This window comes from Gaiella sp., assembly GCF_035558935.1.
Lineage (GTDB): Bacteria > Actinomycetota > Thermoleophilia > Gaiellales > Gaiellaceae > Gaiella.
This window is the reverse complement of the sequence record NZ_DATMBZ010000044.1, coordinates 1-25,335: the sequence shown is the minus strand read 5'-3', so window position 1 is coordinate 25,335 and position 25,335 is coordinate 1. Positions and strand designations below refer to the sequence as shown.

At 71.2% G+C, this 25,335-nt stretch carries 26 protein-coding genes; 16 read left to right on the top strand and 10 right to left on the bottom strand.

What is annotated here, in order from left to right:
* Window positions 1-4: 4 nt before the first annotated feature.
* Genes VNM44_RS04585 through VNM44_RS04575 form a run of 3 tightly spaced genes read right to left on the bottom strand, consistent with a single transcriptional unit; the run spans window position 5 to window position 1,544 of the window.
* Window positions 5-739 (bottom strand): GntR family transcriptional regulator, encoded by a 735-nt coding sequence (locus VNM44_RS04585; RefSeq protein ID WP_325623120.1) that lies wholly within the window; start codon window positions 737-739, stop codon window positions 5-7.
* A complete protein-coding gene (locus tag VNM44_RS04580; protein ID WP_325623118.1) occupies window positions 736-1,113 on the bottom strand; it encodes a TSUP family transporter in 378 nt (125 codons plus the stop codon). The genes VNM44_RS04585 and VNM44_RS04580 overlap by 4 nt, the downstream gene beginning before the upstream one ends.
* Window positions 1,110-1,544, bottom strand: coding sequence for a sulfite exporter TauE/SafE family protein (locus VNM44_RS04575; protein ID WP_325623116.1), 435 nt, complete (start codon window positions 1,542-1,544; stop codon window positions 1,110-1,112). Before VNM44_RS04575 ends, VNM44_RS04580 begins: the two co-directional genes overlap by 4 nt.
* A 111-nt stretch (window positions 1,545-1,655) precedes the next feature.
* Here VNM44_RS04575 and VNM44_RS04570 point away from each other — a divergent pair, with 111 nt between their 5' ends.
* The 6 genes from VNM44_RS04570 to VNM44_RS04545 are packed head-to-tail and all read left to right on the top strand — an operon-like array spanning window position 1,656 to window position 8,797.
* Window positions 1,656-3,254, top strand: coding sequence for an ABC transporter substrate-binding protein (locus tag VNM44_RS04570; RefSeq protein ID WP_325623114.1), 1,599 nt, complete (start codon window positions 1,656-1,658; stop codon window positions 3,252-3,254).
* 15 nt (window positions 3,255-3,269) lie between these two features.
* On the top strand, window positions 3,270-4,223 hold the full coding sequence (locus VNM44_RS04565) for an ABC transporter permease (protein ID WP_325623112.1): 954 nt from the start codon (window positions 3,270-3,272) through the stop codon (window positions 4,221-4,223).
* Window positions 4,220-5,119 carry an ABC transporter permease gene (locus VNM44_RS04560; RefSeq protein ID WP_325623109.1) on the top strand — a complete coding sequence of 300 codons (900 nt, stop codon included), beginning with the start codon at window positions 4,220-4,222 and terminating at the stop codon, window positions 5,117-5,119. The genes VNM44_RS04565 and VNM44_RS04560 overlap by 4 nt, the downstream gene beginning before the upstream one ends.
* Window positions 5,116-6,075, top strand: a complete 960-nt coding sequence (locus VNM44_RS04555) for an ABC transporter ATP-binding protein (protein WP_325623107.1) — start codon at window positions 5,116-5,118, stop codon at window positions 6,073-6,075. Before VNM44_RS04560 ends, VNM44_RS04555 begins: the two co-directional genes overlap by 4 nt.
* On the top strand, window positions 6,072-7,103 hold the full coding sequence (locus tag VNM44_RS04550; RefSeq protein WP_325623105.1) for an oligopeptide/dipeptide ABC transporter ATP-binding protein: 1,032 nt from the start codon (window positions 6,072-6,074) through the stop codon (window positions 7,101-7,103). Before VNM44_RS04555 ends, VNM44_RS04550 begins: the two co-directional genes overlap by 4 nt.
* Window positions 7,100-8,797: a gamma-glutamyltransferase family protein gene (locus VNM44_RS04545; protein ID WP_325623103.1), complete on the top strand. Its 1,698-nt coding sequence runs from the start codon at window positions 7,100-7,102 to the stop codon at window positions 8,795-8,797. Before VNM44_RS04550 ends, VNM44_RS04545 begins: the two co-directional genes overlap by 4 nt.
* Window positions 8,798-8,809: 12 nt before the next feature.
* Here the strand turns inward: VNM44_RS04545 and VNM44_RS04540 are convergent, their stop codons facing one another.
* A complete protein-coding gene (locus VNM44_RS04540) occupies window positions 8,810-9,742 on the bottom strand; it encodes an NADP-dependent oxidoreductase (RefSeq protein WP_349258010.1) in 933 nt (310 codons plus the stop codon).
* 61 nt (window positions 9,743-9,803) lie between these two features.
* On the opposite strand from VNM44_RS04540, the gene VNM44_RS04535 reads away from it, so the two are divergent.
* From VNM44_RS04535 to VNM44_RS04510, 6 genes are all read left to right on the top strand, one after another.
* Window positions 9,804-11,633: a PEP-utilizing enzyme gene (locus tag VNM44_RS04535; protein ID WP_325623099.1), complete on the top strand. Its 1,830-nt coding sequence runs from the start codon at window positions 9,804-9,806 to the stop codon at window positions 11,631-11,633.
* A gap of 4 nt (window positions 11,634-11,637) precedes the next feature.
* Entirely contained in the window at window positions 11,638-12,708 is a 1,071-nt protein-coding gene (locus VNM44_RS04530) for a PEP/pyruvate-binding domain-containing protein (protein ID WP_325623097.1), read from the top strand.
* Window positions 12,709-12,714: 6 nt separating this feature from the next.
* Entirely contained in the window at window positions 12,715-13,131 is a 417-nt protein-coding gene (locus VNM44_RS04525; RefSeq protein ID WP_325623095.1) for an acetyl-CoA carboxylase biotin carboxyl carrier protein, read from the top strand.
* Window positions 13,128-14,597: a hypothetical protein gene (locus tag VNM44_RS04520; protein WP_325623093.1), complete on the top strand. Its 1,470-nt coding sequence runs from the start codon at window positions 13,128-13,130 to the stop codon at window positions 14,595-14,597. The genes VNM44_RS04525 and VNM44_RS04520 overlap by 4 nt, the downstream gene beginning before the upstream one ends.
* Window positions 14,587-15,393, top strand: coding sequence for an HAD-IIA family hydrolase (locus VNM44_RS04515; RefSeq protein ID WP_325623092.1), 807 nt, complete (start codon window positions 14,587-14,589; stop codon window positions 15,391-15,393). Before VNM44_RS04520 ends, VNM44_RS04515 begins: the two co-directional genes overlap by 11 nt.
* Window positions 15,394-15,459: 66 nt before the next feature.
* Window positions 15,460-16,641, top strand: coding sequence for an adenylate/guanylate cyclase domain-containing protein (locus VNM44_RS04510; protein WP_325623091.1), 1,182 nt, complete (start codon window positions 15,460-15,462; stop codon window positions 16,639-16,641).
* 74 nt (window positions 16,642-16,715) lie between these two features.
* Here the strand turns inward: VNM44_RS04510 and VNM44_RS04505 are convergent, their stop codons facing one another.
* Complete coding sequence (locus VNM44_RS04505) at window positions 16,716-17,411, bottom strand: hypothetical protein (RefSeq protein ID WP_325623089.1); 696 nt, start codon at window positions 17,409-17,411, stop codon at window positions 16,716-16,718.
* Between the two features lie 52 nt (window positions 17,412-17,463).
* Between VNM44_RS04505 and VNM44_RS04500 the strand changes: the two genes are divergently transcribed.
* A complete protein-coding gene (locus VNM44_RS04500; protein ID WP_325623087.1) occupies window positions 17,464-18,645 on the top strand; it encodes an FAD/NAD(P)-binding oxidoreductase in 1,182 nt (393 codons plus the stop codon).
* A 2-nt stretch (window positions 18,646-18,647) separates the two neighbouring features.
* Here the strand turns inward: VNM44_RS04500 and VNM44_RS04495 are convergent, their stop codons facing one another.
* Window positions 18,648-18,890, bottom strand: coding sequence for a 4a-hydroxytetrahydrobiopterin dehydratase (locus VNM44_RS04495; protein WP_325623085.1), 243 nt, complete (start codon window positions 18,888-18,890; stop codon window positions 18,648-18,650).
* 120 nt (window positions 18,891-19,010) lie between these two features.
* Between VNM44_RS04495 and VNM44_RS04490 the strand changes: the two genes are divergently transcribed.
* From VNM44_RS04490 to VNM44_RS04480, 3 genes are read left to right on the top strand one after another with little or no spacing between them, the layout of a single operon-like run.
* The gene (locus VNM44_RS04490) at window positions 19,011-19,535 is read left to right on the top strand and encodes a CDP-alcohol phosphatidyltransferase family protein (RefSeq protein WP_325623084.1); all 525 of its coding nucleotides are present in this window, start codon (window positions 19,011-19,013) and stop codon (window positions 19,533-19,535) included.
* A 19-nt stretch (window positions 19,536-19,554) separates the two neighbouring features.
* Window positions 19,555-20,181, top strand: coding sequence for a GTP cyclohydrolase I (gene folE, locus VNM44_RS04485; protein ID WP_325623082.1), 627 nt, complete (start codon window positions 19,555-19,557; stop codon window positions 20,179-20,181).
* Window positions 20,178-20,999 carry a RibD family protein gene (locus VNM44_RS04480; RefSeq protein WP_325623079.1) on the top strand — a complete coding sequence of 274 codons (822 nt, stop codon included), beginning with the start codon at window positions 20,178-20,180 and terminating at the stop codon, window positions 20,997-20,999. The genes folE and VNM44_RS04480 overlap by 4 nt, the downstream gene beginning before the upstream one ends.
* Here the strand turns inward: VNM44_RS04480 and VNM44_RS04475 are convergent.
* The 4 genes from VNM44_RS04475 to VNM44_RS04460 form a co-directional block, all read right to left on the bottom strand.
* Entirely contained in the window at window positions 20,992-21,792 is an 801-nt protein-coding gene (locus VNM44_RS04475) for an ABC transporter permease (protein WP_325623077.1), read from the bottom strand. The genes VNM44_RS04480 and VNM44_RS04475 overlap by 8 nt on opposite strands.
* Window positions 21,789-22,565, bottom strand: coding sequence for an ABC transporter permease (locus tag VNM44_RS04470; RefSeq protein ID WP_325623074.1), 777 nt, complete (start codon window positions 22,563-22,565; stop codon window positions 21,789-21,791). Before VNM44_RS04470 ends, VNM44_RS04475 begins: the two co-directional genes overlap by 4 nt.
* On the bottom strand, window positions 22,565-23,485 hold the full coding sequence (locus VNM44_RS04465) for an ABC transporter ATP-binding protein (protein ID WP_325623072.1): 921 nt from the start codon (window positions 23,483-23,485) through the stop codon (window positions 22,565-22,567). The genes VNM44_RS04470 and VNM44_RS04465 overlap by 1 nt, the downstream gene beginning before the upstream one ends.
* A 153-nt stretch (window positions 23,486-23,638) precedes the next feature.
* Window positions 23,639-25,039 carry a PAS domain S-box protein gene (locus VNM44_RS04460; protein ID WP_325623070.1) on the bottom strand — a complete coding sequence of 467 codons (1,401 nt, stop codon included), beginning with the start codon at window positions 25,037-25,039 and terminating at the stop codon, window positions 23,639-23,641.
* Window positions 25,040-25,335: the final 296 nt, after the last annotated feature.

The window sequence follows — 25,335 nt, the reverse complement described above, 5'->3', positions numbered from 1 at the left end:
CCGTTCAGCCCGACCCTAGCGCGCCGTCCGTCCGCCCCTCCTCGAACCGCCTGGTCACGAGCTCCCCCGCGGTCAGGACGTGGCCGGCCATCAGCCGTCGGGACTCCGCGGGATCGTGGCTCACGATGGCCGCGAGGATCGCCTCGTGCTGCGCGACGTTCTCCTCGAGCAGGCGGGCGTTCTCACCGAGCACGATCCACGTCAGGTCTCGGGGGAAGCTCTGATGGAGGTCGGCGAGGGTCTTGCGCAGACGACGGTTGCCCGCGGCGTCGTGGATCGCCAGATGGAAGGAGTCGTTCGCCGCCATCCACTCGTCGTGGGCCTCGGTGTGCCGAGGCTCGTCCGACCGCTGGCGCTCGCGCCAGTCGAGAAGCGAGGCGACCGAGTGCCGAAAGAGCTCCTGGGCCGTGCGCAGGGTTCGGAGCTCGTCGTCGCGGATCCGTGACGCCGCGAGGCTCGCCGCCAACCCTTCGAGCTCCGCGCGCACCTCGTACGCCTCGCGCACCTCGCGCGCGGTCGGCCGGCGCACGAGCGCGCCCCGGTTCGGCTGCACTTCGACGAGGCCGCTCGCCTGCAGCTTGCGCAGCGCCTCGCGGACGGGGGTCCGGCTGACGCCGAACTCGGCGGCCAGGCTCTCCTGGCGCAGCCGCGTGCCGGTCGCGATCGCGCCGCTCAGGACGCGGGCCTGGATCGTCGCGGCGAGCTCGTCGACGAGCGCCTGGCCGCCGCCGCCGTTCATGCGCGGACACCGTCGTGGACGAGCCGGAGGCCGACGACGGTGAGGAAGGCGGCGAAGACGACCCGCAGGGTCGCGGCAGGGAGGGCGAGGGCGAGGAGCGCGCCGGCGGCGCCGCCGAGCGCACCGACGAGGCCGAAGCGGAGGGCGAGACCGAGATCGCCGACACCCCGTCGCCGGAGCGCGACGCTTGCGACGATCGCCGTCGGAAGGACGACGACGAGCGACGTCGCCTCCGCCGCGTGCTGCGACAGGCCGACGGCGAGCGTCAGGAAAGGCACCATCAGGATTCCCCCGCCGACGCCGAGCAGGCCCGCCGCCGCCCCGGTGCCGAGCCCGAAGGCCGCGAGCGCGATGAAGAGCGCGGCCGAGCTCACGCCCTGACCGCCATCGCGAGCGCGGCAGCGACGAGGAAGCAGCCGAAGAGGATCTTGAGCACCCGCTCGTCGATGCGCACGAGGAGGCCGGCGCCGAGCCGCGCCCCGACGACGGCTCCGAGCGCGAGCGCGACGGCGTCGAGCCAGTGGACGCGTCCGGCGATCCCGAACGTGAGGATGCCGGCGACACTGATCGGCACGATCGCCCCGAGCGACATCGCGTGCGCCTCGCGCTGCCGGTATCCGGCCCACAGGACGAGCAGCGGCACCATGACGACGCCGCCACCTACGCCGAGCAGCCCCGAGAGGATGCCACCCGCGACGCCGATCGCGATCAGCTGGAGATCGAGCGGACGGCGAACGTCCGGCTCTGGGAGGGGGGTCGAGACGTGAAGTGCCCGGTCGGTCATCGCGTCGTCGCGCGCGACCATACCACCCGTATTGGATCCATTTGACCACAAATAGGATCCAATCTAGAGTCTTGCGCGTTCTTCTCGTTGCAGAAGGAACGTGCATCCGTATCCCGCGGACAGGGAGTTCAGATGACAAGGAAGCACGCCGTCCGGGCTTTCTGGCTCGGAGCCGCCTGCGCCGTCGCGGCGCTCGGCCTCGCGGTCGCTGCTGGGGCAGGCGGCAAGGCCACCCCGCAGCCGAAGAACGGGGGGACGCTCGTGATCGGCCTCGCCGAGGAGCCGGATGCACTCGATCCGACCCTCGCGCGGACGTTCGTCGGTCGCATCGTCTTCCTCCACATGTGCGAGAAGCTGTACGACCTCGACGCGAAGCTCCACATCGTGCCGCAGCTCGCCGCCGCGCTCCCGCAGGTCTCGAAGGACAAGCTCACGTACACGATCAAGCTGCGCAGCGGCGTCAAGTTCAACGACGGGACGCCGTTCAACGCCGCGGCCGTGAAGACGTCGCTCGAACGGCACCTGACCCTCAAGGGGTCGACGCGCGCGAGCGAGATCTCGCCGATCGCCTCGGTCGACGCGAACGGCGCGAACACCGTCGTCCTGCACCTGAAGACGCCGTTCTCGCCCCTGACGGCCCAGCTCGCGGACCGCGCGGGGATGGTCATGTCGCCGAAGGCGATCGAGTCGCTCGGCGACAAGTTCGCCACGAACCCCGTCTGCGTCGGTCCCTTCTCGTTCAAGGAACGAGTCGCGGGCGACCACATCACGCTCGTCAAGTCGAACGACTACTACGCCAAGGCAAAGGTGCACCTCGCCCAGATCGTGTTCCGGATCCTCACCGACCCGAACGCGAGGACGCAGAACCTCCGCGCGGGCGACATCCAGGTGCTCGACCGGGTGCAGTCGACGGACGTGCCGACGCTGCAGAAGACGAGCTCGGTCGCGGTGATCAAGACACCGACGATCGGCTACCAGGGCCTCACGCTCAACATCGGGAACAAGAACGGCCTCCTCAAGCCGTACTCGAACGTGGGCACGCCGCTCGCGAAGTCGCAGTTCCTGCGGACCGCGTTCGACCTGGCACTCGACCGGACGGCGATCAACAAGGTCGTCTTCAACGGGCTCAACCTGCCCGACTGCTACCCGATCTCGCCGGTCAGCCCCTGGTACGTGACGACGAAGGGCCTCGAGTGCAAGCTCAAGGCGGACATGGCCACGGCCCAGAAGCTCGTCAAGGCGTCCGGGATGCAGACGCCGATCAAGGTGACGCTGACGATCGCCACGGACCCGGTCGCCGCGCGGCTCGGTCAGGTGATCCAGTCGATGGTGAAGCCCGCCGGCTTCGACGTGGAGCTCAAGCCGACCGAGTTCGTCGCGTCGCTGAACGCCGCGGACGCGGGCAGGTTCGACGCCTTCAACGTCGGCTGGTCGGGCCGCGTCGACCCGGACGGCAACATCTACGGCTTCGTCACGACGCCGGGGACCCTGAACGACAGCGGGTTCTCCGACCCGAAGCTGGACTACATCCTGAACGGCGCGCGCAAGTCGGTCACGGACAAGGCGCGCACGACGCTCTACACGGCCGCGATGAAGATCATCCACCGGCAGCGGCCGCTCATCTACCTCTACCACCCCGTGAACTACTACGGCGTGTCGAAGAAGGTCACCGGCGTCGTCGTCTACGGCGACGGCCTGATCCGCGCGTACAACGCCGGGTACGTCGGCTAGACGAAGATCGCGATCATGGGCGGCTTCCTGCTGCGAAAGTCCGGAGCCGCCCTGATCGTGCTCCTGCTCGCGAGCATGGTCGTCTTCGGAGGGGTGCGGGCCCTCCCGGGTGACCCGGCCCTCGCCCTCGGCGGCGAGAACCGCGACCCCGAGGTGCTCGCCGCGATCCGCCACGACTACGGGCTCGACCGACCGCTGCCGATCCAGTACCTCACCTGGGTGGGGCACGTCGTGCGCGGCGACCTCGGCACCGACCAGCGGAAGCTGCCGGTCGGCCACACGATCGTCACGCGGCTGCCCATCACGCTCGAGCTCGCATTCCTCGCCGTGTTGTTCGGCTCTCTGATCGGGGTCGGGGCGGGAATCATCGCGGCGACGCGGCGGGGGAAGACGTCGGACTACGCGGCGACCTCGGTCGCGCTCGTCGGCCTCTCCGTCCCGCACTTCTGGCTCGGGCTGCTCCTGATCGTGCTCTTCGCGGTCCGGCTGCAGTGGCTTCCCGCCGGCGGCTACGTGCCGTTCTTCGAGGATCCCGTCGACAACCTCCGCCACATGCTGCTGCCGGCGATCGTGCTCGGGACGGGCCTCAGCGCGGTGGTGATGCGGCAGATGCGCTCGGCGATGCTCGACTCGCTCGGCGCCGACTACGTACGCACCGCTCGCGCGAAGGGGCTCTCGGAGTTCTCGGTCGTCGGCGTCCACGCGCTCCGGAACAGCCTCATCACGGTCGTCACGATCATCGGGCTCCAGCTCGGCGTCCTCATCTCGGGCGCGATCGTCACCGAGCAGATCTTCGGAATCGCAGGCTTCGGCAGGCTCACGATCGACGCCGTCAACCAGCGCGACTATGCGCTGCTCCAGGGGGTGGTGCTCGTCGTCGCGGCGGGCTACGTGGTCGTCAACCTGCTCGTGGACCTCACGTACTCGTTCCTGAACCCGCGCATCCGCATCGTGGCGGCACCGGCGTGAGCTACGTCGACGTCAGCGCCGCGGACATCGCCCCGGCCGACGCGCTGTCGCCGCGCGCGAGGCGGCGGCGACTGCTGCGGCGGCGGATCGCGCGGCGGCCGTTCGCCGTGGCGGGCTTCTTCGTCGCGCTCGCCTTCGCGCTCGCCGCGATCCTCGCGCCGTGGATCGCGCCGTACTCGGCCTCGACGCAGGACTACAACGCGATCCTCGCCCATGCTTCCCGCGACCATTGGTTCGGGACGGACGAGCTCGGACGCGACATCCTCTCCCGCATCATCTGGGGCGCCCGGGCATCGATCGTCGCCGGTGTGCTCGCGACGATGCTCGCGATGGCGATCGCCCTCCCGATCGGGCTCGTCGCCGGCTACTACCGAGGCTGGATCGACTCCGTCATCTCCCGGGTCACGGACGTCTTGCTCGCGTTCCCCTTCCTGATCCTCGCCGTCGGGCTCGCCGTGATCCTCGGGCCGTCGCTCATGAACGCGACGATCGCCCTGGGGCTCGGCGCGGCACCGGGGCTGATCCGGGTGACGCGCGGGGAGACGCTCGCGCTCCGGGAGGAGGACTACGTCAGGGCGGCCGTCGCGAACGGTGCGGGCGACGCGACCATCCTCTTCCGGCACATCGTCCCCAACATGACCTCGACCCTGCTCGTCCAGATCACCGTCACGATCCCGGCGGCGATCATCGGCGAGGCCGTGCTCTCCTTCCTCGGTCTCGGCGTCCAACCGCCCACGCCCTCCTGGGGTGTGATGCTCGCCGACGCGCAGAGCTACCTCTCCCTCGCGCCGCGCCTCGCCGTCTACCCGGGCGTCGCGATCTTCCTCTGCGCGCTCGCGTACAACCTGCTCGGAGACGGCCTGCGCGACGTCCTCGATCCGCGAACGACGCGGTGAGCGACACGCTGCTGGAGGTGCGCGACCTCTCGGTGCGCTTCGTCACGGACGACGGCGCGACCCAGGCCGTCGACCGGTTCTCCTTCTCGCTCGCGCCGGGCGAGGTCCTCGGCATCGTCGGCGAGTCCGGCTGCGGGAAGTCGGTGACCATGATGTCGCTGCTCCGCCTGCTGCCGGAGACGGCCGTGGTGACGGGCGAGGCGGTGTTCCAGGGGAACGACCTGCTCTCGGCGCCGCCCGCGGCGCTTCGCCGCGTCCGCGGACGCGAGATCTCGTTCGTCTTCCAGGAGCCGATGACCTCGCTCAACCCGGCGTTCACCGTCGGCCGCCAGATCGCGGAGGTGCTCCAGAAGCACCTCGGCCTCTCGCGCGCCGAGGCGCGGCGGCGCGCGATCGAGCTGCTCGACCTCGTCCGGATCCCGGCACCCGAGCGCCGGCTGGACGAGTACCCGCACCAGCTGTCGGGCGGTATGCGGCAGCGCGTGATGATCGCGATCGCGCTGGCGTGCGACCCGAAGATCCTCATCGCCGACGAGCCCACGACGGCGCTCGACGTGACCATCCAGGCGGGGATCCTCGATCTCATGCGGGACATCCGCGACCGCCTCGGGACGGCGATCGTGCTCATCACGCACAACCTCGGCGTCGTCGCCGACATCGCCGACCGCGTCGTCGTCATGTACGCCGGACGCAAGGCGGAGGAGGCGCCCGTCCACGAGCTCTTCGCGCACCCGCAGCATCCCTACACGATCGGCCTGCTCGGGGCGATCCCCCGCCGCGGCGCCGATCGCCTCCAGGAGATCCCCGGGCTCGTGCCGGCACTCGCCGCGCCGCTTCCGCACTGCGCCTTCGCGCCCCGCTGCCCGAGGGCGGACGACCTGTCGCGCACGCAGGTGCCGGAGCTCCGGGAGATCCGACCCGCGCACCTCGTGGCGTGCTTCCATCCCGGAACATGACCGGGGACCCGGTTCTCGAGGTCGACGGCCTCGTCAAGCACTTCCACGTCGGCTCGCAGCTGCTCGGCGGCGGCGGGACGGTGCATGCGGTCGACGGGGTGTCCCTCACGATCGGGCCGGGCGAGCTGCTCGGCCTCGTCGGCGAGTCGGGGAGCGGCAAGTCGACGGTGGGCAACTGCATCGCCCGGCTCGTCGAGCCGACGGCGGGCACGATCAGGATCCGGGGCACCGACGTCACGCACCTGTCACGCCGCGAGATGCGGCCGCTGCGCCGTGAGGTGCACATGGTCTTCCAGGACCCGTACTCGTCGCTCAACCCCCGCATGACCTGCGGGCAGATCGTCGGTGAGCCGCTGCGACTGCACAAGCTCGTGCCACGGCGCGATCGCGACCGCCGCATCGTGCAGCTCTTCGACCAGGTCGGCCTGCGGTCGGAGCTGCGGCACCGGTATCCGCACGAGCTGTCCGGCGGGCAGCGACAGCGTGTCGGGCTCGCGCGCGCGCTCTCCGTCTCGCCCGCGCTCCTGATCGCCGACGAGCCCGTCTCCGCGCTGGACGTGTCTGTGCAGGCGTCCATCCTCAACCTGCTCCGCGAGCTCCAGCGCGACCTCGGCTTCTCGTGCCTGTTCATCACGCACGACCTGGCGACGGTCGAGTTCCTCTGCGACCGGGTCGCGGTGATGTACCTCGGCGCGATCGTCGAACAGGCCCCGACGGAGGAGCTGTTCGCGGCCCCGAGGCATCCGTACACGCAGGCGCTGCTCTCCGCCGCCGTGGTGCCCGACCCCGTGGAGCAGCGCTCGCGGACGCGGATCGTGCTCGAGGGGGACGTCCCGAGCCCGCTCGCGCCGCCGTCGGGATGCCGGTTCCGGACCCGCTGCCCGCTCGCGGCTCGATCGGCGCCCCAGTCGGTCGACGAGGAGCCGGAGCTGCGGCCGGTCGGGCCGGATCATCTCGTGGCGTGCCACCTGGTCGGGCCGGGCGGCGCCGCCCCCGAGGTTCTCGATCTCGCCGCAGGAGGCATATGACCCCGTTCACGACCCGACCCGAGCTCCTTGGCACCTTCGGGATGGTCGCCTCGACGCACTGGCTCGGCACCGCGGCCGGGATGTCGGTGCTGGAGCGCGGCGGCAACGCCTTCGACGCGGCCGTCGCTACGGGTTTCGTGCTCCAGGTGGTCGAGCCGCACCTGAACGGCCCCGGCGGCGACCTGCCCGCCGTCTTCTGGTCGGCCGAGCGCGGGGAGCCGCTCGTGCTCTGCGCGCAGGGCGTCGCTCCCGCCGCCGCGACGATCGAGCGGTACCGCGCCCAAGGGCTCGAGCTCGTCCCCGGAACCGGGCTCCTCGCGGCGTGCGTGCCGGGCGCCTTCGGCGGCTGGCTCGGGCTCCTCGCCGAGTTCGGGACGTGGCGGCTTGCAGACGTGCTCGAGCTCGCGATCGGATACGCCGAGCACGGCTACCCGGTCGTGCCCGGGATCCCGGGCACGATCCGCGCGGCGGAGCCGCTCCTGCGCGGCTGGCCCGCATCCGCCGCGCTCTACCTGCCGCCGCCGGAGCCGGGGACGCTGTTCCGGAACCCGGAGCTCGCGGCCACGTACCGCCGCATCGTCGAGGAGTCGCGCGGCGGCTCGCGCGAGCAGGAGATCGAGCAGGCCCGCGTCCTGTTCTACGAGGGCTTCGTCGCGGAGGCGATCGACCGCTTCTCCGCCGCGAACGGCGGGCTCTTGACGGGAGGCGACCTGTCGTCCTGGCGGGCGACGTTCGAGGCCCCTGCGAGCTACGACTTCCACGGCCTCACGGTGTGCAAGACGGCGCCCTGGGGCCAGGGGCCGGTCTTCCTCCAACAGCTCGCGCTGCTCTCCGGCTTCGACCTGCGAGAGCTCTCCGACGCCGAGTACGTCCACACCGTGGTCGAATGCGCGAAGCTCGCCTTCGCCGACCGTGAGGCGTTCTACGGCGACCCGTCTCGGGTCGAAGTCCCGCTCGAGTGGCTGCTCTCGACGGAGTACAACGACGAGCGCCGACGGCTCGTGACCGAAGCTGCGTCCGCCGAGCTGCGCCCCGGTGGCGGTCGCCTGCCGATCCTCGTCGCGGCCGGCCGCGAGGTCGGCGCCGGCGAGCCGACGCAGGCGGTGGGGAGGGGCGACACGGTGCACCTCGACGTCGCCGACCGCTTCGGGAACCTCGTCTCCGCGACGCCGAGCGGGGGGTGGCTGCAGAGCTCGCCGGTGATCGCCGAGCTGGGATGGCCGCTCGGAACGCGCGCACAGATGTTCTGGCTCGAGGAGGGGCTGCCGTCCTCGCTCGTGCCGGGCACGCGGCCGAGGACGACACTGTCGCCCTCGCTCGCGTTGCGTGACGGGAAGCCGTACCTCGCGTTCGGCACGCCCGGCGGGGACCAGCAGGACCAGTGGACGCTGCACACGTTCCTGCGCCACGTCGTCTTCGGCGACGACCTGCAGGCCGCGATCGACGCGCCGAGCTTCCACACCGACCACTTTCCGTCCTCCTTCCACCCACGGCAGGCCGAGCCTCGTTCACTTGCGCTGGAGTCGCGGTGGGGAGGAGCCGTCGCCGACGACCTGCGCAAGCGCGGCCACGACGTCACGGTGACCGACCCGTGGTCGCTCGGTCGGGTCAGCGCCGTGGCCCGGACGGACGACGGCGTGCTCCGCGCCGGAGCGAACGCGCGCGGGATGCAGGGCTACGCCGCCGGTCGCTGACCGGCGGCTCGCTCAGCCGACCGTCAGGACGAGCTTGCCCTGCGTCCGTCCCGTCTCGCCGCGCTCGTGCGCGCGGGCGGCATCCGCGAGCGGGAACGTCTCCGCGACGTGCGGTCGCAACCGTCCGTCCGAGACGAGCGCCGCCAGCGACTCCAGGCCCGCACGATCCGGCTCCACCAGGATCCCGATCACCCGTACCCTGCCGGCCGCGGCGTCGCGCAGCGGCCCGAGGCCGGAGCCGGAGGCGGCCGTCACGAGCACGCCGTCGTCGTGGAGGGTCGGCAGGGCTGCTTCCGCGGCCTCCGGTCCCACCAGATCGAAGACGACGTCGACGTCTCGGACGCGCCCGGCGAGCGGCCCGGTCGTGTAGTCGACAGCCTCGTCGGTGCCGAGCGAGGCGAGGAACGCGTGCTTCTCGGGGCGCGCCGTGCCGAGCACGTCGGCGCCACGCGCCTTCGCGACCTGGACGGCGAGGTGCCCGACGCCGCCGGCCGCTCCGAGGACGAGCACACGCGTGCCGGGCCCGACACGGGCGGTCTCGACGAGCGCCTGCCAGGCGGTCAGGCCGGCCAGCGGCAGCGCGGCGGCCTCGACGTCGGAGAGTCCCTCGGGGATCCGGGCGAGCTGCCGCGACGGCGAGGTCACGTACTCGGCATACGCTGCCGCCTCGCGGGGAAAGCGCGGCATGCCGAAGACGCGGTCGCCCGGCGCGAAGCGCGTCACACCCCGGCCGAGCGCCTCGACGACGCCTGCGACGTCCCAGCCGACGCTGAACGGCGGCGGTCCGAGAAGCCCGCCTGCTGTCCGAACCTTCCAGTCGACGGGGTTGACGCCGGCCGCCGTCACGCGCACGAGCACCTCGGTCGGGGCCGGCTCGGGCCGGGGCACCTCGAGCAGCTGCAGCACCTCGGGCCCCCCGAGCCTCTCCTGCCGAATCACTCGCATCATCGTCGCGGGCACTCGTTGCTGTATACAGGCCAGCGTCAGCGCCGACGCAGGAGACGACATGGCTCCCTCCACCGAGACGACCTCCGCGTTCCCGAGCCCGTACGCGATCGAGACCCCGCCCGGCTGCGAGGGGTGGGAGGAGATGTACCCGTACCACGCGTTCTTCCACGAGGCGCGCCGGGAGGCCGACGAGAACCGCTTCTGGTTCTGGAACTCCATGCACTTCCCGGTGCCGATGCCGGCGTTCGACATGGTGTGCGTCGACAGCCCGTACCAGGCGCTCGGCGTATGGCAGAACCGGGTCTTCGCCGTGCCACCCGCGATGGGGATCGACTACCGCGTCGTCAACGGGTACGTCTACATCTCGGGCAACCCCGTCACCGACCCGGAGAAGATCGCGGAACGGGCCGGCTACTTCCAGCAGCGGGCGGGCTACTACTACGAGCATTGGGACGAGCTCTACGCGAAGTTCAAGGAGAAGATGCGGGCTCTGATCGCGGAGATCACCGACCTCCGCGTGCCCGACCTCCCGGAGTACGAGGCGGACGAGGTCGCGTTCGAGGACGACCGGAACACGTCCTTCTACGAGGTCCTCGCCGCATACGACAGGACGATCCGCTGCGGCGACCTCATGTGGCAGCACCACTTCGAGTTCCTGCTCCTCGGCTACGGCGCGTACATGACCTTCTCCGAGCTGTGCAAGAGCCAGCTGCCGGACATCCCCGACCAGCACGTAGCGCAGATGATCGCCGGAATCGACGTGCTGCTCTTCAAGCCGAGCGCGGAGCTGCGCAAGCTCGCGAAGCTGGCGATCGACTCCGGGGTCGACGGGGCGTTCGTCGAGGGGCGCACGCCGGCCGAGATCGACGCCGAGCTCGCCGACAGCGACGCGGGCCGCGCCTGGCTGGAGGAGCTCGAGCGGATCAAGGACCCCTGGTTCAACATGGCGACCGGGGACGGCCTGTACCACTTCTACCGCAGCTGGTACGACGACCCGACCATCGCGTACGCGTCCGTCGTCGGTCACGTACGGGCGCTCCGGGACGGAGAGGAGGTCGAGCGCCCCACCGAGGCGCTCGAGCGCGAGCGCGACCGGCTCGCCGAGGAGTACGGCGCGCTGCTCCCCGAGGACTCGCGCAAGGCGTTCGACGAGCTGCTTGCGCTCTCACGCACGGTGTTCCCCTACGTCGAGGAGCACAAGTTCTTCTGCGACTACTGGTTCCTCACGCGGTTCTGGAACAAGGTGCGCGAGTTCGGGGCGCTCCTTGCGACGCACGGGTTCCTCGAGGACGCGGAGGACGTCTTCCAGCTCGGCCGCCACGAGGTCGCGCAGGCGCTCGACGAGCTCGTCCTGACGTGGGCGACGGGTGGCGCGCCGCTCGGCCCGGCGCACTGGCCGCCCATCGTCGCGCGCCGCAAGGAGCTGCTCGAGCGGCTGGGGGAGTGGACGCCGCCGCCCGCGATCGGGGCGACGCCCGAGGCGATCACCGATCCCGCGGTGATCATGCTCTGGGGCGTGACGACGCAGCGCGTCCAGGAGTGGGCCAGCTCGGAGGAGGGCAGCGGGAGGCTCACCGGCGCCGCTGCCTCGCCCGGCGTCGTGGAGGGGGTCGCGCGGGTCGTGATCGACGTCGAGGAGATCGCGCGCGTGCGCGAGGGCGACATCCTGGTCTGCCCGATCACCTCGCCTGCCTGGGCGCCGATCTTCTCGAACGTCAAGGCCGTCGTCACGGACATCGGCGGCGTCATGTCGCACGCGGCGATCGTCTGCCGCGAGTACGGCCTGCCCGCCGTCGTCGGCACAGGGCGGGCGACGTCGCAGATCCGGACAGGGCAGACGATCCGGGTCGACGGCTCGAACGGCGTCGTCACCGTGGTGGATGCCTAGCGGCGTGTCCGGAGGCCATACCCGCGCGCTCGCGGAGCTGCGGCGATCGGACGGTGCCGCGTTCGGCGGCAAGAGCGCGAACCTCGGAGAGCTGCTCTCGATCGGCCTCCGAGTCCCGGCCGGGTTCGCCGTGGCGGCGAGCGCGTTCCGGTCCTTCGTCGCGGAGACCGGCCTCGAGGGAACGATCGGACGCGCGCTGGAGCGCGCCGCGAGCGGCGACGTCGACGATGGCGCCGCCGCCTCGAAGACGATCGGCGAGGCGATGCGCTTCGCGCCGCTGCCCGATGCGGTCCGTGAAGAGCTCGTCGTGCGGTACGACGAGCTCGTGCGCGAGAGCGGCGGGGATCCCCCCGTCGCGGTGCGGTCGAGCGCGCTGGGGGAGGACAGCGACGAGGCGACGTTCGCCGGCCAGCAGGAGAGCTTCCTCTGGGTGCGCGGGCTCGAGCAGGTCTGCGACGCGGTGCGCGACTGCTGGGCGAGCCTCTACACGCCGCGCGCGATCTCGTACCGCGCGGCACGCGGAGTCGGAGGGGAGGCACCCGCGATGGGCGTCACCGTGCAGGAGATGGTCGACGCCGAGGTCTCGGGCGTGCTCTTCACCTGCAACCCCGTGAGCGGCGACCCGAGCATGGTCGCGATCGAGGCGAGCTGGGGCCTCGGGCTCGCGGTCGTCGGCGGAGAGACGACGCCCGACGACTTTCTCGTCAGCAAGGTGACGGGCGAGGTGGTGCGCCGCACGATCAACGCGAAGGAGGTCGAGTACGTCCCGGACGCCGGCGGTCGCGGAACCGTGCGGGTCGAGGTGCCTGCGAAGCGGCGCGGCGAGGCGTGTCTGAACGAGGAGCACCTGGCCGCGCTCGTCGACCTGGCGCGTCGCATCGAGCGCCACTTCGGCTCCCACCAGGACGTCGAGTGGGCGATCGCGCGCGACCGGACGCTGCCGGACGCGCTCGTCGTCCTCCAGGCGCGGCCGGTGACGACGGTGCCCGAGCGGACGCAGACGCTGTCCGGCTCGGCGCTCTCGCTCGTGCTGGAGGCGTTCGGCGCCCCGCCCGGGACGAGCGAGAAGCCCTGATCTCCCATGGCGCTCGACGATGACGACGTCCGCGAGATCCTCCGCCTGATCGACGAGTCCGACGTCGAGGAGCTGCGCGTCGAGACGGAGGGATTGTCGCTCTACGTGCGCCGCGGGGACGTCTCGAAGGAAGCTCCGATCGCCGCCGAGCCCGAAGTCGACCGCGGGCAGACGGACGGTCTGCACCCGATCCCGGCGCCGATGCTCGGCACCTTCTACCGCGCGCCCGCACCGGGGGCGACGCCGTTCGTGGACGTCGGCACGCGCGTCGAGGAGGAGACGGTCGTCTGCCTGATCGAGGTGATGAAGATGATGAACGCCGTTCCCGCGGGCGTCACCGGGACGATCGTCGAGGTCTGCGCCGAGAACGCGGCGGTCGTCGAGTACGGGGCGCCGCTCTTCCGCGTGGAGCCCGAGGGATGAGCACGGTCGTCGACATCGTCGACACGACCACACGCGACGGCAACCAGAGCCTCTGGAGCGCGACCGGGCTCACGACGCAGGACATCCTCGCGATCGCTCCGACGATCGACCGCGTGGGCTTCCGGGCCGTGGACTTCAGCTCCAGCACCCACATGGCCGTGGCGGTCCGCTTCCACCAGGAGGATCCGTGGGAGCGGCTCCGGCTCGTCCGCGCTGCGATGCCCGAGACGCCGCTCAGCTTCATCACCTCGGGCATGCGCTTCATCACCTGGGTGCCCGCCGACGAGGACGTGATGCGGCTCGCGTTCCGTTGCGTCGCGCGGAACGGGATCCGCCGCGTGCAGGTCGTCGACCCCTCGAACGAGGTGCCGCGACTGCGCCGCGTCGCTGCGATGGCGCGGCAGGAGGGCGTCGAGCAGGTCGTCCTCGGCCTGACGTACTCGGTCAGCGAGGTGCACACGCACGCCTACTACGCCGAGCGGGCGGCGGCGCTCGCCGACTGCGCCGAGATGGACGCTCTGTACCTCAAGGACCCCGGCGGCCTCCTGACGCCCGACGCCGTCAGGGAGCTCGCGCCGCACTTCGTCCGAGCGGCGGGCGACCGGCCGGCCGAGCTGCACAGCCACTGCACGATCGGCCTTGCTCCGTTCGTCTACGTGGAGGGGCTCCGCTGGGGGTTCCAGGTCCTGCACACGGCGGTCGCGCCGCTCGCGCGCGGCACGTCGAACCCTGCGGCCGAGACGACGCTGCGGAACCTCGAGGCGGAGGGGTATTCGCACCGGCTCGATCTCGACGCCCTGAGTGCGATGTCTGAGCACTTCCGCGAGCTCGGGCGCGAGAAGGGCCTTCCTGTCGGCACGCCCCAGGAGTTCGACGCGACCTACTACCACCACCAGCTGGCGGGCGGGATGGTCTCGACGACACGGAGAATGCTCGAGGAGCTGCGCCGGCCGGAGCTGTTCGACGCCGCGCTCGAGGAGGTCGGCCGCGTCCGCGCCGAGATGGGGTACCCGATCATCGTCACGCCCGTCTCCCAGCTGGTCGCGACGCAGGCGGTTCGCAACGTGATCGACGCCGAGCGCTGGTCGAACGTCTCCGACGAGACGATCCGCTACTTCCTCGGGCACTACGGCGAGCCGGTCGCGCCAATCGCACCCGAGGTCGCCGAGCGGGTCCTGTCGCTGCCCCGGGTGGAGGGCCTCCGCCACCTGGAGCCGCTCCACCTCGAGGGTGCCCGCGAGCGCTTCGGCCGCCGCATCTCCGACGAGGAGCTGCTCCTGCGTCTGACGATGCCGGAGGAGCAGGTCGACGCAATGCTTGGTTCGAAGCCCGTTGCTGCACGCTCTCTCTCATCGCGCCGACATCCCGTGGTGACGCTCCTGCGCGAGGTCGCAAAGCGCCCGTCGGTCGCGGAGCTCCGCGTCCGCAAGGGGGACGAGCTCGTGGAGTGGCGTCGTGCGACTTGACGACGTCCGCGGCTTCGTCCTCGACGTCGACGGGACGCTGGTCCACCGGGCGGGTGACGATGTGCACGTCTTGCCCGGAGCGAAGGAGGCGCTCAGCCGGATCCGCGCCTCCGGGCGCCCGCTGGCGCTCTTCACGAACGGCAGCCACATCCCCCCGGAGGGCTTCGCCGCCGGGTTGCGCGAAGCGGGCCTCGGCGTCTCCGACGCAGAGCTCTTGACCCCGCTCTCGAGCGTGCAGACATACCTTCGCTCGCGTCAGTGCTCGACGCTGCTCCTCTTCGGAACCGCTGACGCGCGCGGCTATCTCGTCGCGAACGGGATCCGCGTCGCGGACGGGAACGAGCGCGACGACGTCGACGCCGTCTTCGTCGCGCACACGGACGTGGTCGACTTCGAGGAGCTCGAGCGCGCTGCCCGAGCGATCCTCGGCGGCGCACGCCTCCTCACCGGGAGCTTCGTGCCCGCCTACGCGGGCGCGAACGGCCCGATCTTCAGCAGGGGCGCGATGCTCACGGCGGCGCTTGCGAAGGCGACCGGCGCGCGCCCGGTCGTCGTCGGCAAGCCTTCGCGCGCCGCGCTGCGGACGATCGAGCAACATCTCGGCGCAGGGACGCAGGAGCTCGCGGTGATCGGGGACGATCTGGACCTCGATGTCGCGCTCGGTCGCCTCGGCGGGTCGAGGACGATCCTCGTCCGGAGTGGGATCAGCGGCGGGGTCCCGGTCGAGCAGCTACCCGCGCGAAGGCGCCCTGACGCCGTCGTCGACGGCATCGCCGACCTGCTCGAGTGGCTCTGAGCCGCAAACGGAGGTTCGGCTTTCCGTACGTGGCACCGGTCACGAGGGTCCATACTGATAGGCGCGATGAACGGGCAGACGAGCATCCGCTCGTTCCTGATCGCGGATATCCGCGGGTATTCGCGCTACACGGACGAGTTCGGAGACGAGGCTGCCGCCCGCCTGGCCGCGCGCTTCGTCGAGCTCATAACCGAGGGAGTCGAGACGCACGGCGGCGAGGTCGTCGAGATCCGAGGTGACGAGGCGCTCGCCGTGTTCACGTCGGCCCGGCAGGCGATCCGCTCCGCTGTCTACCTGCAAGGGCTCTTCTCGGAGGAGGCGGCGACCGACCACGACTTGCCCCTCCGCGTGGGCATGGGGATCGACTCGGGCGAGGCGGTCTCGCTGGAGGACGGCGGCTTCCGCGGTGCCGCGCTCAACGTCGCCGCACGGCTCTGCGGGCGCGCGCACGGCGGCGAGGTGATCGTCAGCGAGGCGACGTACCGGCTCGCGGGACGCATGGAGGGCCTCACGTTCAGCGACCGGGGCCGAGTGCACCTGAAGAACATCGCCGACCCGATCCACGTCCTCCAGGTCTACAACGAGTTCGACGCGGAGGCGGCGCCGAACCGGTGGGTGCTCATGTTCTTCGGCAAGCCGGCGCGGCAGTTCGGCTGGAAGCTCGCGGCCGGCGTCGCCGGCCTCGCAGCGCTGACCGCGGCGGGAGTCGTCTACCTCACGACGGGCGACCACACGGACGGCGGCTCGGCGACGCTGCTTCAGAGCGGCTCGCCGCCGGCTGCCCTGCCGGCGAACGCAGGTCTGGACGCGATCGTGCCCGAGGCGATCTGGCGGGACTGCCATGTGCAGACCGTCGCGGAGCCCGGCGCGACGCAGACCGCGGTCTGCCTTCCGTCGTCGGGCATGCCGGACCGCTGGGAGATCTCGGATTACCCGAACGCGGCCGCGCTGAAGGCGGCGTACACCGAGCAGCTCAACGCGCATTCGGACATCAAGCGCAACACGGGGAAGTGCAACGCCTTCTCGTGGGGCGGCGAGCGTCCGTGGCTGCACGGTCCCGACAAGCCCGGCGGGCACGTCCTCTGCTACTTCGAGGGCAACGACGCGGTCATCGTCTGGACGCACCAGCGGCTCGGGCAGCCGACCCACATGGACATCCTCGCGATCGCGCGCGAGAGCGGGAGCGACCACGCGGGCCTGACGCGCTGGTGGCGCCCGTGGCACCACCTGATCGGCAAGGCGAACTGAGCGCGGGCTGATCGCCCGCCCGCGTCAGGCGGAGACGGGCCTGAAGACTCGAACCGGAATGACGTTCCGACGACTCAAGGCGTCGTTTCGGTTCGAGTTCCAAGGCTCACCACGACCCTGCACGACGCGCACGGCTCGAGGCAGTCGTGCGCCTCGCAGCTGACGTCGTCGGGCTCGACGCCTTCGAGTGCCGCCGCGACGAGCCCGCGCCAGACGCCGCGGTCGACGTCGCCCGCCTGGGCCTTCGAGACGACGAGCGGGCGGAGCGGGCAGGTGGGGGTGACGAGCTCGGCCCGGTCGTGGCCGACGCTCTCGAGACGGGTCTGGAAACCCAGGCGTCCCATCGCGTCGCAGAGGGCCTCGAGGGCCGTGCGCCGTTCTGCGCCGGGCTCGACGCCCGCGGCGGCCGCCAGCATCGTCCCGAACCGGACGCCCAGGTCTTCGCGGCGCTGCGTCGGCACGTCGTCGAGCAGGAGCCCGACGAGCTCCGGGTAGCGACGCTCCGGAAACTCGACTCCGCCGGTCTCCGGCGCGGGCGAGTAGACCTTCGCGGGGCGACCCGCTCCCGGACCGCTCCGGCCGGTCCGTCGCTCGAATCCCGCGACGAGCAGGCCGGCCGCGGCGAGCTGCTCGAGCCGTCGCCGCGCGACGTTGCGGTGGAGGCCCTGCGCCGCGGCGACCTCCCCGATGCTCATCGCACGCCGCGCGCCGCGAACGAGAACGAGGGCCTCGCGTAGCCCGGGGTCACCGATCGCTTCCAGCGCATCCATCGGAGTTCTTCTTCTATAGTACCCAATAGTGGTCTAAAGAAGGAGTCGAGTCGTGACGAGTTACCGGTATCTGATCGTCGGCGGGGGAATGACCGGGGACGCTGCGTGCAAGGGGATCCGCTCGATCGATCCGGACGGCTCGATCGCGCTCGTCGGCGACGAGCCGGATCCGCCGTATGCCCGACCACCGCTGACCAAGGGCCTCTGGCTCGGCAAGGAAGAAAGCTCGATCTGGCGCGGGACGGAGGACGAGGGCGTCGACCTCCACCTCGGTCGGACGATCGTCTCCCTCGACCTCGACGCCCATACCGCGACCGACGACCGTGGCGACACCTATGGGTACGACCGTCTCCTACTCGCGACCGGCGGACGGCCGCGGCACCTTCCCGGCGCGCCCGAGGGCGTCGTGCACTACCGCACGCTGGCCGACTACCACACACTCCGAGCCGCAGCCGCTGAAGGCACGCGCGTGGCGGTGATCGGCGGCGGCTTCATCGGCTCGGAGCTCGCGGCAGCGTTGGCGTCGAACGGCTGCGCAGTGACGATGATCTTCCCGGAGGAGGCGATCGGGACGAGGCTCTTCCCGCGCGAGCTCGCGCTCTCCCTGAACGACTACTACCGCGAAAAGGGCGTCGAGCTCGTGGCCGGCGGGCTGGTGGGCGGCGTGGAGCGCCGCGACGGGGGCTACCGCGTGACGGTCGATGGGGGCGGTGCATTCGACGCGGACGTGGTCGTGGCCGGGCTCGGGATCGTCCCGCGCGACGAGCTCGCGGCCGACTCCGGCATGGCGACGGACAACGGCATCCCCGTCGACGACCGTGGCCGCGTGGCGGGCCACGACGACGTGTTCGCCGCCGGCGACGTCGCGCGCTTCCCCGCGCGCGACCTCGGCCGCGAGCTACGCGTCGAGCACGAGGACCACGCGAAGAGCCACGGCCGGCAGGTCGGCCGGAACATGGCCGGCGCCGACGAGCCGTACGACCACTTGCCGTTCTTCTACTCCGACCTGTTCGAGCTCGGCTACGAGGCGGTCGGCGAGCTCGACTCGAGGCTCGAGACGGTCGCGGAGTGGGCGGAGCCGCACCGCAAGGGCGTCGTTTGCTACCAGGACGCCGAAGGGCGCCCACGCGGATTCCTGCTGTGGGACGTGTGGGGCAAGGTCGACGCCGCGACAGACCTGATCCGCGCCGCCGCCCCTGTCGGAAACGAGCGGCTCCGGGAGCTGCTCGGGTGAGCTCAGACCAGGTCGTCGGTGCGGGCGGCCAGCTCGCGGTCGCGGTCGGTGATCCCGCCCGCCGAGTGCGTCGTCCAGCGGACGGTGACGCGCTTGTAGCTGATCGCGATGTCGGGGTGGTGGTTCTCCGACTCCGCGAGGTCGGCGAGCCGTTCGACGAACGCAATCGCCTCGCGAAAGCCGTCGAAGACGAGCTCACGTTCGAGGGCGCCGTCGCGCTCGACCCAGGCTCCGTTCTCGCTCATGCCCCTCATCATTCCCTCTTCCGCCGCTCGCGGAAACCAACCCCGACGCGCGAGCTCGTCGCGGACGCGCTCTATCGACCGCTCGCGCACCTCGTCGTCCTCGCGCTTCTGCCCCTGCGCGTGCCGCCGCCGGCCGTCGTGCTCGCGGGCTTCGCCGCGGGGATCGCGGCTGCGCTCGAGCTCGCGCTCGGCAGCCTGGTCGTCGCTGCCGGGCTCCTCGTGCTCAAGACCGTCCTCGACGGCGCCGACGGCGCGCTCGCACGAGCGTCCGGGCGCGTGACGCCGTTCGGTCGCTATCTCGACTCGGACTGCGACCTGATCATGAACGCCGCCCTCTTCGCTGCGATCGGCTACGCAACCAACCGCCCGCTGCTGGCCCTCACGGGCTTCCTCGTATCCACCTCCGTGCTCAGCCTCAACTTCAATCTGCGGCGGCTTCACGTCGGGACGCAGGCGATGCCGGAGGGAGGCGGTCTCGCGCGCAGCTTCTACGAGCTCGTCTACGCACCGCAGGACCGGCTGGCCGACCGCCTCGTGCGACGCCCGCCGAGGCTGTCCACGCTCTGGATCCTCCACAACCTCGGCCTCGCCACGCAGCACACGGCGATCGCCGTCTCCCTCGTTCTCGTCGCCCTCACCACCTGACCTGGAAGGAGCCACAACGATGTCCGAAACCGTGATCGAGCTGCCGTCGGCCGCGCCTGCCTTCGCCCACCCGCGCGAGATTCCCGCGGACGACTGGAACCGCTACCGGGGCAATGTCGCCGAGATCCTCGCTGCTTTCGGGTTGCCGCTCGACACGGCGGGCACGCGTGAGACGCCGGAGCGGTTCCTGCGGGCGCTCTACGACGCGACCGGTGGGTACGACGGCGACCCCAAGCTCGTGACGACGTTCCCGACCGAGAGCGACGCGGGCGGGGAGGCCTTCGCGCAGGTCGTGGAGGGACCGATCGCCTTCGCCGCGCTCTGCGAGCACCATGCGCTTCCGTTCTTCGGGCACGCGCACGTCGGGTACATCGCCGGTGAGCGGATCATCGGCATCTCGAAGCTGACACGCCTCGTCCGCCTGTTCGCGCGGCGTTTCACCGTCCAGGAGCGGCTGGGGGAGCAGATCGCCGACACGCTCGTCGACCTCGTCGACCCGCTCGGGGTCGCCGTGCGGCTCGAGGCATCGCACCTCTGCACCCAGATGCGCGGCGTGGAGGAGCGCTCGCGCACGACGACGACGGCCTGGCGCGGCGCCTACCGCGACGCGGAGCTGCGCCGCGAGTTCCTCGAGCTCACCCGGTGACCGCGCTCGAGCCTTTCGCGGTTCTCCACGAGGGGCCCGGGCCCGAGCTCCCCTTGCCATCGGCGCTTCGCGGCGTCTACGGCGGCGACCTGGCGCTGCCCGAGCCATGCCTCTACGCCAACTTCGTGGCCACCGTCGACGGTGTCGTCGCCGTTCCCTCGCTGCCGGGCTCGAACCGGCTGATCAGCGGCGGCAGCGAGGCCGACCGCTTCCTGATGGGCACGCTCCGCGCGGCGGCCGATGTGGTGCTGATCGGCAGCGGCACGCTGCGCGCCTCTCCACAGGGACGGTGGCGTCCCGAGACGGTCTACCCGCCCGCCGCGGAGAGCTTCGGGGCCCTCCGCCACGAGCTCGGCTACGACGCGAGCCCGCGCGTCGCGGTCCTCACGGCCTCGGGGTCGATTGCGCCCGAGCATCCCGTCCTCGCAGACGGTGCGCTCGTCCTCACGACGGAGACCGGCGCCGCGCGGCTCGCGGGGCTCCTCCCGGACGCAGCCGAGCTCGCGGTGCTCCCCGGCGATGCCGAGGTGGACGTCGGCGCCGCGGTCTCGCTGCTCTTCTCACGCGGCCACCGCCGCATCCTCAGCGAGGCCGGTCCGCACGTCTTCGGCTCCCTCGTCGAGGCCGATCTCGTGGACGACCTCTTCCTGACGGTCTCGCCGCTCCTCGCCGGTCGCGGGATGAGCGCGTCCTACGGCCTGGTGGAAGGCGCGGCGCTCCTTCCCGAGCGGACGGAAGAGGCCGGCCTCCGCTCGGTCAGGCTCCACGGGAGCCATCTCTTCCTGCACTACGCGCTCCGGCGACGCGACGCTACTTGAGCAGCAGCTTCGCGAGCCGTCGGTCGGCGAGGACGAGGAAGACGCCGGTCATCGCCAGGAGGTAGGCGATGTTGACGAGGACGAGCCAGCTCACGTTCCCGAGGGTGAACGCGCGGAGCAGTTCGACGCCGTGGTACAGCGGCGTGAGGGGAAGGATCCAGCGCACGACGTCCGGATACGTGTCGGCGGGGACGAAGGTCGCGGAGAAGAGGAACATCGGCAACGTGCAGAGCTCGACGAAGGCGAAGTCCGCCCAGGAGCGCATCAGCGTCGTCCCGAACACGGACGGCGCCGCGAACGCGGCCGAGACGAGGAGCGCGCTCGGAATCGCGAGCAGGGCCCAAGGAGACTCGAGCAGGCCCATGGCGAGCATCACGGTGACGAACCCGATCGAGTACACGGTGCCGCGGATCAGGGTGTACGTGAGCTCTCCGAGCGCCACGTCGCGGACCGTCATCGGCGTCGCGAGGACGCCGTCGTACGTCTTCGCGTACTTCAGCTTGAAGAACACGTTGCCCGACTCGTATACCGCTCCGTTCATCGCGGACGCCGCGAGGAGGGCGGGCGCGACGAACTCGCGGTAGCCGACGGCCTCGCCGTTCACGTCGACCGTGCCGACGAGCGCGCCGACCCCGACGCCCATGGCGAAGAGATAGAAGAGCGGCTCGAAGAAGCCGGAGACGAACACGAGCCACGCGCCGCGCGAGCTCGCGATGTTGCGCTCGACGAGCCGCCACGACCGAGGCGCGTGGAGCCTGGGGAAGATCCGCAGCGTCGTGTCGAGCGTGCTCATCGCCGAAGCTTCTCCCGCTGCGCGCGCACGGTGAGCATCGTTCCGACTGCGGTCAGGACGACGAGGTACGTGACGTGGACTGCGGTCAGCAGCGGGTCGAGGTCGTCGGTGGCGAGGCTTCGGCAGAGCGCGACGCCGTGCCACAGCGGGGTGGCCCAGGCAAGCGCCTCGAGCACGGCGGGCAGTTGCTGGATCGGGAAGAACGTGCCCGAGAAGAGGAAGAGCGGCACGAGCCCGAAGCGGAAGATCGCGGCGAGCCACTCGTCACCCTCGACGCTCGAGGTGATGGCAGCGAGCACGGAGCCGAACGCGAGCCCGCAGAGGAGCGCCGCGAACGGCGCAAGGACGGCGAGGGGCGAGACGAAAGCGCCGCCGATCGCCGCGATCACCGCGAAGATCGTCACGGCGACCATCACCCGCACGCCGCACCACGTGAGGATTCCTGCGACGAGCTCGCTCACACGGATGGGCGTGGCGACGGCGGCGTGGTAGGTCCGCAGCCACTTGAGCCCGGCGCGGACCGGAAACGTCGTCACGCTCGCAGCCGTCTGCATCGCGGTGGTGGCGAGCAGGGCCGGCGCGACGAACTGCAGGTAGCTGAGCCCCCCGAGATCGGGGCTCGACCGATCGATCAGGCTGCCGAGCAGGACGCCGATCGAGACGAGGAAGAAGATCGGGTTCAGGAGCGAGACGGTGATCGAGCCGCGCCAGAGCCTGCGAAACGAGCGCGCCTGCCAGCCGACGACGGCCAGGGTGCGGCGGGCCGCCTCCATCAGTCGATCAGGCTCCGGCCGGTGAGGCGTAGGAAGACGTCCTCGAGCGTCGCCCGGCGGACGAGGACGGTCTCCGGGTGGAGGCCGAGCGCGTGCACGCGGTCGACGAGCCCGTCGCCGTCGTCGGTGCCGATCACGATCCGGTCCTGCAGCACCTCGACATGGCCGCCGATCCCGTCGAGCGACGGTGCGTCACCGTCCGTTCCCGTGCGGAGCTCGACGACCTCGCGCTCCACGAACCGCTCGATGAGCTCGCGCGGCGAGCCTTCGGCGACGATCTTCGCGCGGTCCATGATCACGAGCCGGTCACACAGCTGCTCCGCCTCGTCCATGTAGTGCGTCGTGAGGACGAGGGTGACGCCACGCTGCTTCAGCCGGTAGAGCCGGTCCCAGAGCGCGTGGCGTGCCTGCGGATCGAGCCCGGTCGTGGGCTCGTCGAGCAGCATCAGCTCCGGCTCGTTGATCAGCGCCCGCGCGATCGTGAGGCGCCGCTTCATGCCGCCCGAGAGGGAGTCGACGCGCGCGTCGCTGCGGTCGGCTAGCTGGACGAACTCGAGCAGCTCGTCGCTCCGGCGGCGGATCTCGTCGCGCGGAAGGCCGAAGAAGCGGCCGTAGACGAGGAGGTTCTCGCCGACGTCGAGCTCGAGGTCGAGGTTGTCCTCCTGCGGCACGACGCCGAGCCGCTCGCGGATCGCGGGCCCGTCGCGCTCGGGATCCCGTCCGAGGACGCGGAGCGTGCCGCCGCTCGTCGGAGAGACGGCGCCGATCATGCGCATCGTCGAGCTCTTGCCCGCGCCGTTCGGGCCGAGGAAGCCGAACGTCTCGCCTCGGGCGACGGCGAAGTCGATCCCGTCGACGGCGACGAAGTCGTCGTAGCGCTTGGTGAGGTCGTGGGCCTCGATCAGCGGCGGTTCAGCCATCTCGCGAACCTACCCGTCGGGCCCAAATGTAGAGGCGCGGCTGACGCCGCGCCTCGAAAAACGCCGAACCCCGCGACTCCGAAGAGCTACGGGGTTCGACAGGGAGGATCCTCGCAGCACCACCACGACTTGTCAAGCAGGAACCGTCAGAGCTCAGGGCTCGGCGGCGAGCGGCAGCGCCGCGTGGACGCGCGTGCCCGCGCCGGGCGGGCTGTCGAGCTCGAACGTCCCGTCGAGCGCCTCCACGCGGTCGCGGAGGCCACCGAGCCCGGAGCCCACCTCGGGCCGGGCGCCCCCGCAGCCGTCGTCGGAGACCTCGACGACGAGGACGTCGTCGCGCGGCGCCACCCGCACCGTCGCCGACGACGCCCGCGCGTACTTGAGGACGTTGGTCAGCGCCTCCGAGACGACGAAGTAGGCGGCGCTCTCGACGAGCGGCGGCCAGCGCTGCCCGTCGTCGACCATCACGACGGTGACGGGGATGGGAGCCCTCCCGGCGAGCGCGCGGACGGCCGCGCCGAGGCCCTGGAGCGTCAGCAGCTGCGGGTGAAGGCCCCGCGCGAGCTCGCGGAGCTCCTCGTGCGCCGTCGTGAGCTCCTCGAGCGCCCGGTCGAGGTGCTGCTCGGCCCGGTCGGGGTCGCTCCGGAGCTCCCTGAGGGCGAGGTGGACCGCGTGCGACACCGAGACGAGGTTCTGCTGCGCGCCGTCGTGGAGGTTTCGCTCGAGCCGCTTGCGCTCGGCGTCCCCGGCCGAGACGATCCGCGCGCGCGAGCGCCGGATCTCCTCCTCGACCTGCTTGCGCGCGGTGATGTCGAGCCCGCAGAGGAGGAAGCGCGGGGCTCCCTCCGCGTCATGGACGATCGTCGCCGTCCAGTCGACGACGAGCCGCTCACCGTCCGGCGCGACGTGCTCGTACTCGACGACACCGGGAGCGTCGCCGTCTCGCAGGCGCTCGAAGTCGTGCTTCGCGCGCTCGACGTCCTGCTCCACGATGAAGAGCGTCCAGAACGGGAGCCCGATCCAGGCCTCTTCGGGGATGCCGGCGGCGCGCTCGAGTGCCCGGTTGACGCCGAGGAGGGTGCCTTCGGTGTCGACCAGCGCGAGGAAGCTCGGGGTGGAGCGGACCACCGCGCGGCTGAAGTCCCGTTCGCGCTCGAGCTCGCGCTCCTGGCGCGTCCGCTCCGTGAAGTCCCGGACGATGAAGACGAACTCGTCGGGCCCGCAGGCGACGACCCGGCCCTCGTAGTCGCGCGTCTCCCCGCGGACCTCGAGCGTGTATTCGATGTGCTGCGGCTCCTGCTCGGAGACCGCACGCCGCCCCGCTGCGAGGACGGCGTCCGCGACGCCGACGGGCAGCCGCTCGTGCACCGAGTAGCCGATCACCTCGTCCGGTGGCGTCAGGAGGTCTTCCTCGGAGTCGACCTTGAAGCCGCGATAGGTCCCGTCGACGCCGATCCGGAAGATGGGGTCGGGGATGGCGGCAACGAGCGCTCGCGCGGTCGAGTCGCTGGTCGCGGGACGGTCGAGTCGCTCGTCTCTGGGCGGCGCGGTCACTCGTCCCTTGTAGCAGGCGGGAATCCGCGTTGCGGGGATCTGCCCCCGCCGTAGGCGGGGGATTCCGAGCGGCGGGAATCCGCTTGTGCGGATTCCCGCCTTGCGAACAAGTAAGAGGATGCGGTTGCGGCGCCGGAGGCGACGCCTTTAGGGATCTGCCCCCGCCGTAGGCGGGGGATTCCGAGCGGCGGGAATCCGCTTCTGCGGATTCCCGCCTTGCGAACAAGTAAGAGGATGCGGTTGCGGCGCCGGAGGCGACGCCTTTAGGGATCTGCCCCCGCCGTAGGCGGGGGATT

Coding starts and splice junctions, on each gene's coding strand:
- VNM44_RS04575 (WP_325623116.1), bottom strand. CDS start 1,544: ATGGTCGCGCGCGACGACGCGATGACCGACCGGGCACTTCACGTCTCG.
- VNM44_RS04525 (WP_325623095.1), top strand. CDS start 12,715: ATGGCGCTCGACGATGACGACGTCCGCGAGATCCTCCGCCTGATCGAC.
- VNM44_RS04510 (WP_325623091.1), top strand. CDS start 15,460: ATGAACGGGCAGACGAGCATCCGCTCGTTCCTGATCGCGGATATCCGC.
- VNM44_RS04505 (WP_325623089.1), bottom strand. CDS start 17,411: ATGGATGCGCTGGAAGCGATCGGTGACCCCGGGCTACGCGAGGCCCTC.
- VNM44_RS04565 (WP_325623112.1), top strand. CDS start 3,270: ATGGGCGGCTTCCTGCTGCGAAAGTCCGGAGCCGCCCTGATCGTGCTC.
- VNM44_RS04470 (WP_325623074.1), bottom strand. CDS start 22,565: ATGGAGGCGGCCCGCCGCACCCTGGCCGTCGTCGGCTGGCAGGCGCGC.
- VNM44_RS04535 (WP_325623099.1), top strand. CDS start 9,804: ATGGCTCCCTCCACCGAGACGACCTCCGCGTTCCCGAGCCCGTACGCG.
- VNM44_RS04585 (WP_325623120.1), bottom strand. CDS start 739: ATGAACGGCGGCGGCGGCCAGGCGCTCGTCGACGAGCTCGCCGCGACG.
- VNM44_RS04545 (WP_325623103.1), top strand. CDS start 7,100: ATGACCCCGTTCACGACCCGACCCGAGCTCCTTGGCACCTTCGGGATG.
- VNM44_RS04540 (WP_349258010.1), bottom strand. CDS start 9,742: ATGCGAGTGATTCGGCAGGAGAGGCTCGGGGGGCCCGAGGTGCTGCAG.
- VNM44_RS04570 (WP_325623114.1), top strand. CDS start 1,656: ATGACAAGGAAGCACGCCGTCCGGGCTTTCTGGCTCGGAGCCGCCTGC.
- VNM44_RS04475 (WP_325623077.1), bottom strand. CDS start 21,792: ATGAGCACGCTCGACACGACGCTGCGGATCTTCCCCAGGCTCCACGCG.
- VNM44_RS04550 (WP_325623105.1), top strand. CDS start 6,072: ATGACCGGGGACCCGGTTCTCGAGGTCGACGGCCTCGTCAAGCACTTC.
- folE (WP_325623082.1), top strand. CDS start 19,555: ATGTCCGAAACCGTGATCGAGCTGCCGTCGGCCGCGCCTGCCTTCGCC.
- VNM44_RS04520 (WP_325623093.1), top strand. CDS start 13,128: ATGAGCACGGTCGTCGACATCGTCGACACGACCACACGCGACGGCAAC.
- VNM44_RS04495 (WP_325623085.1), bottom strand. CDS start 18,890: ATGAGCGAGAACGGAGCCTGGGTCGAGCGCGACGGCGCCCTCGAACGT.
- VNM44_RS04465 (WP_325623072.1), bottom strand. CDS start 23,485: ATGGCTGAACCGCCGCTGATCGAGGCCCACGACCTCACCAAGCGCTAC.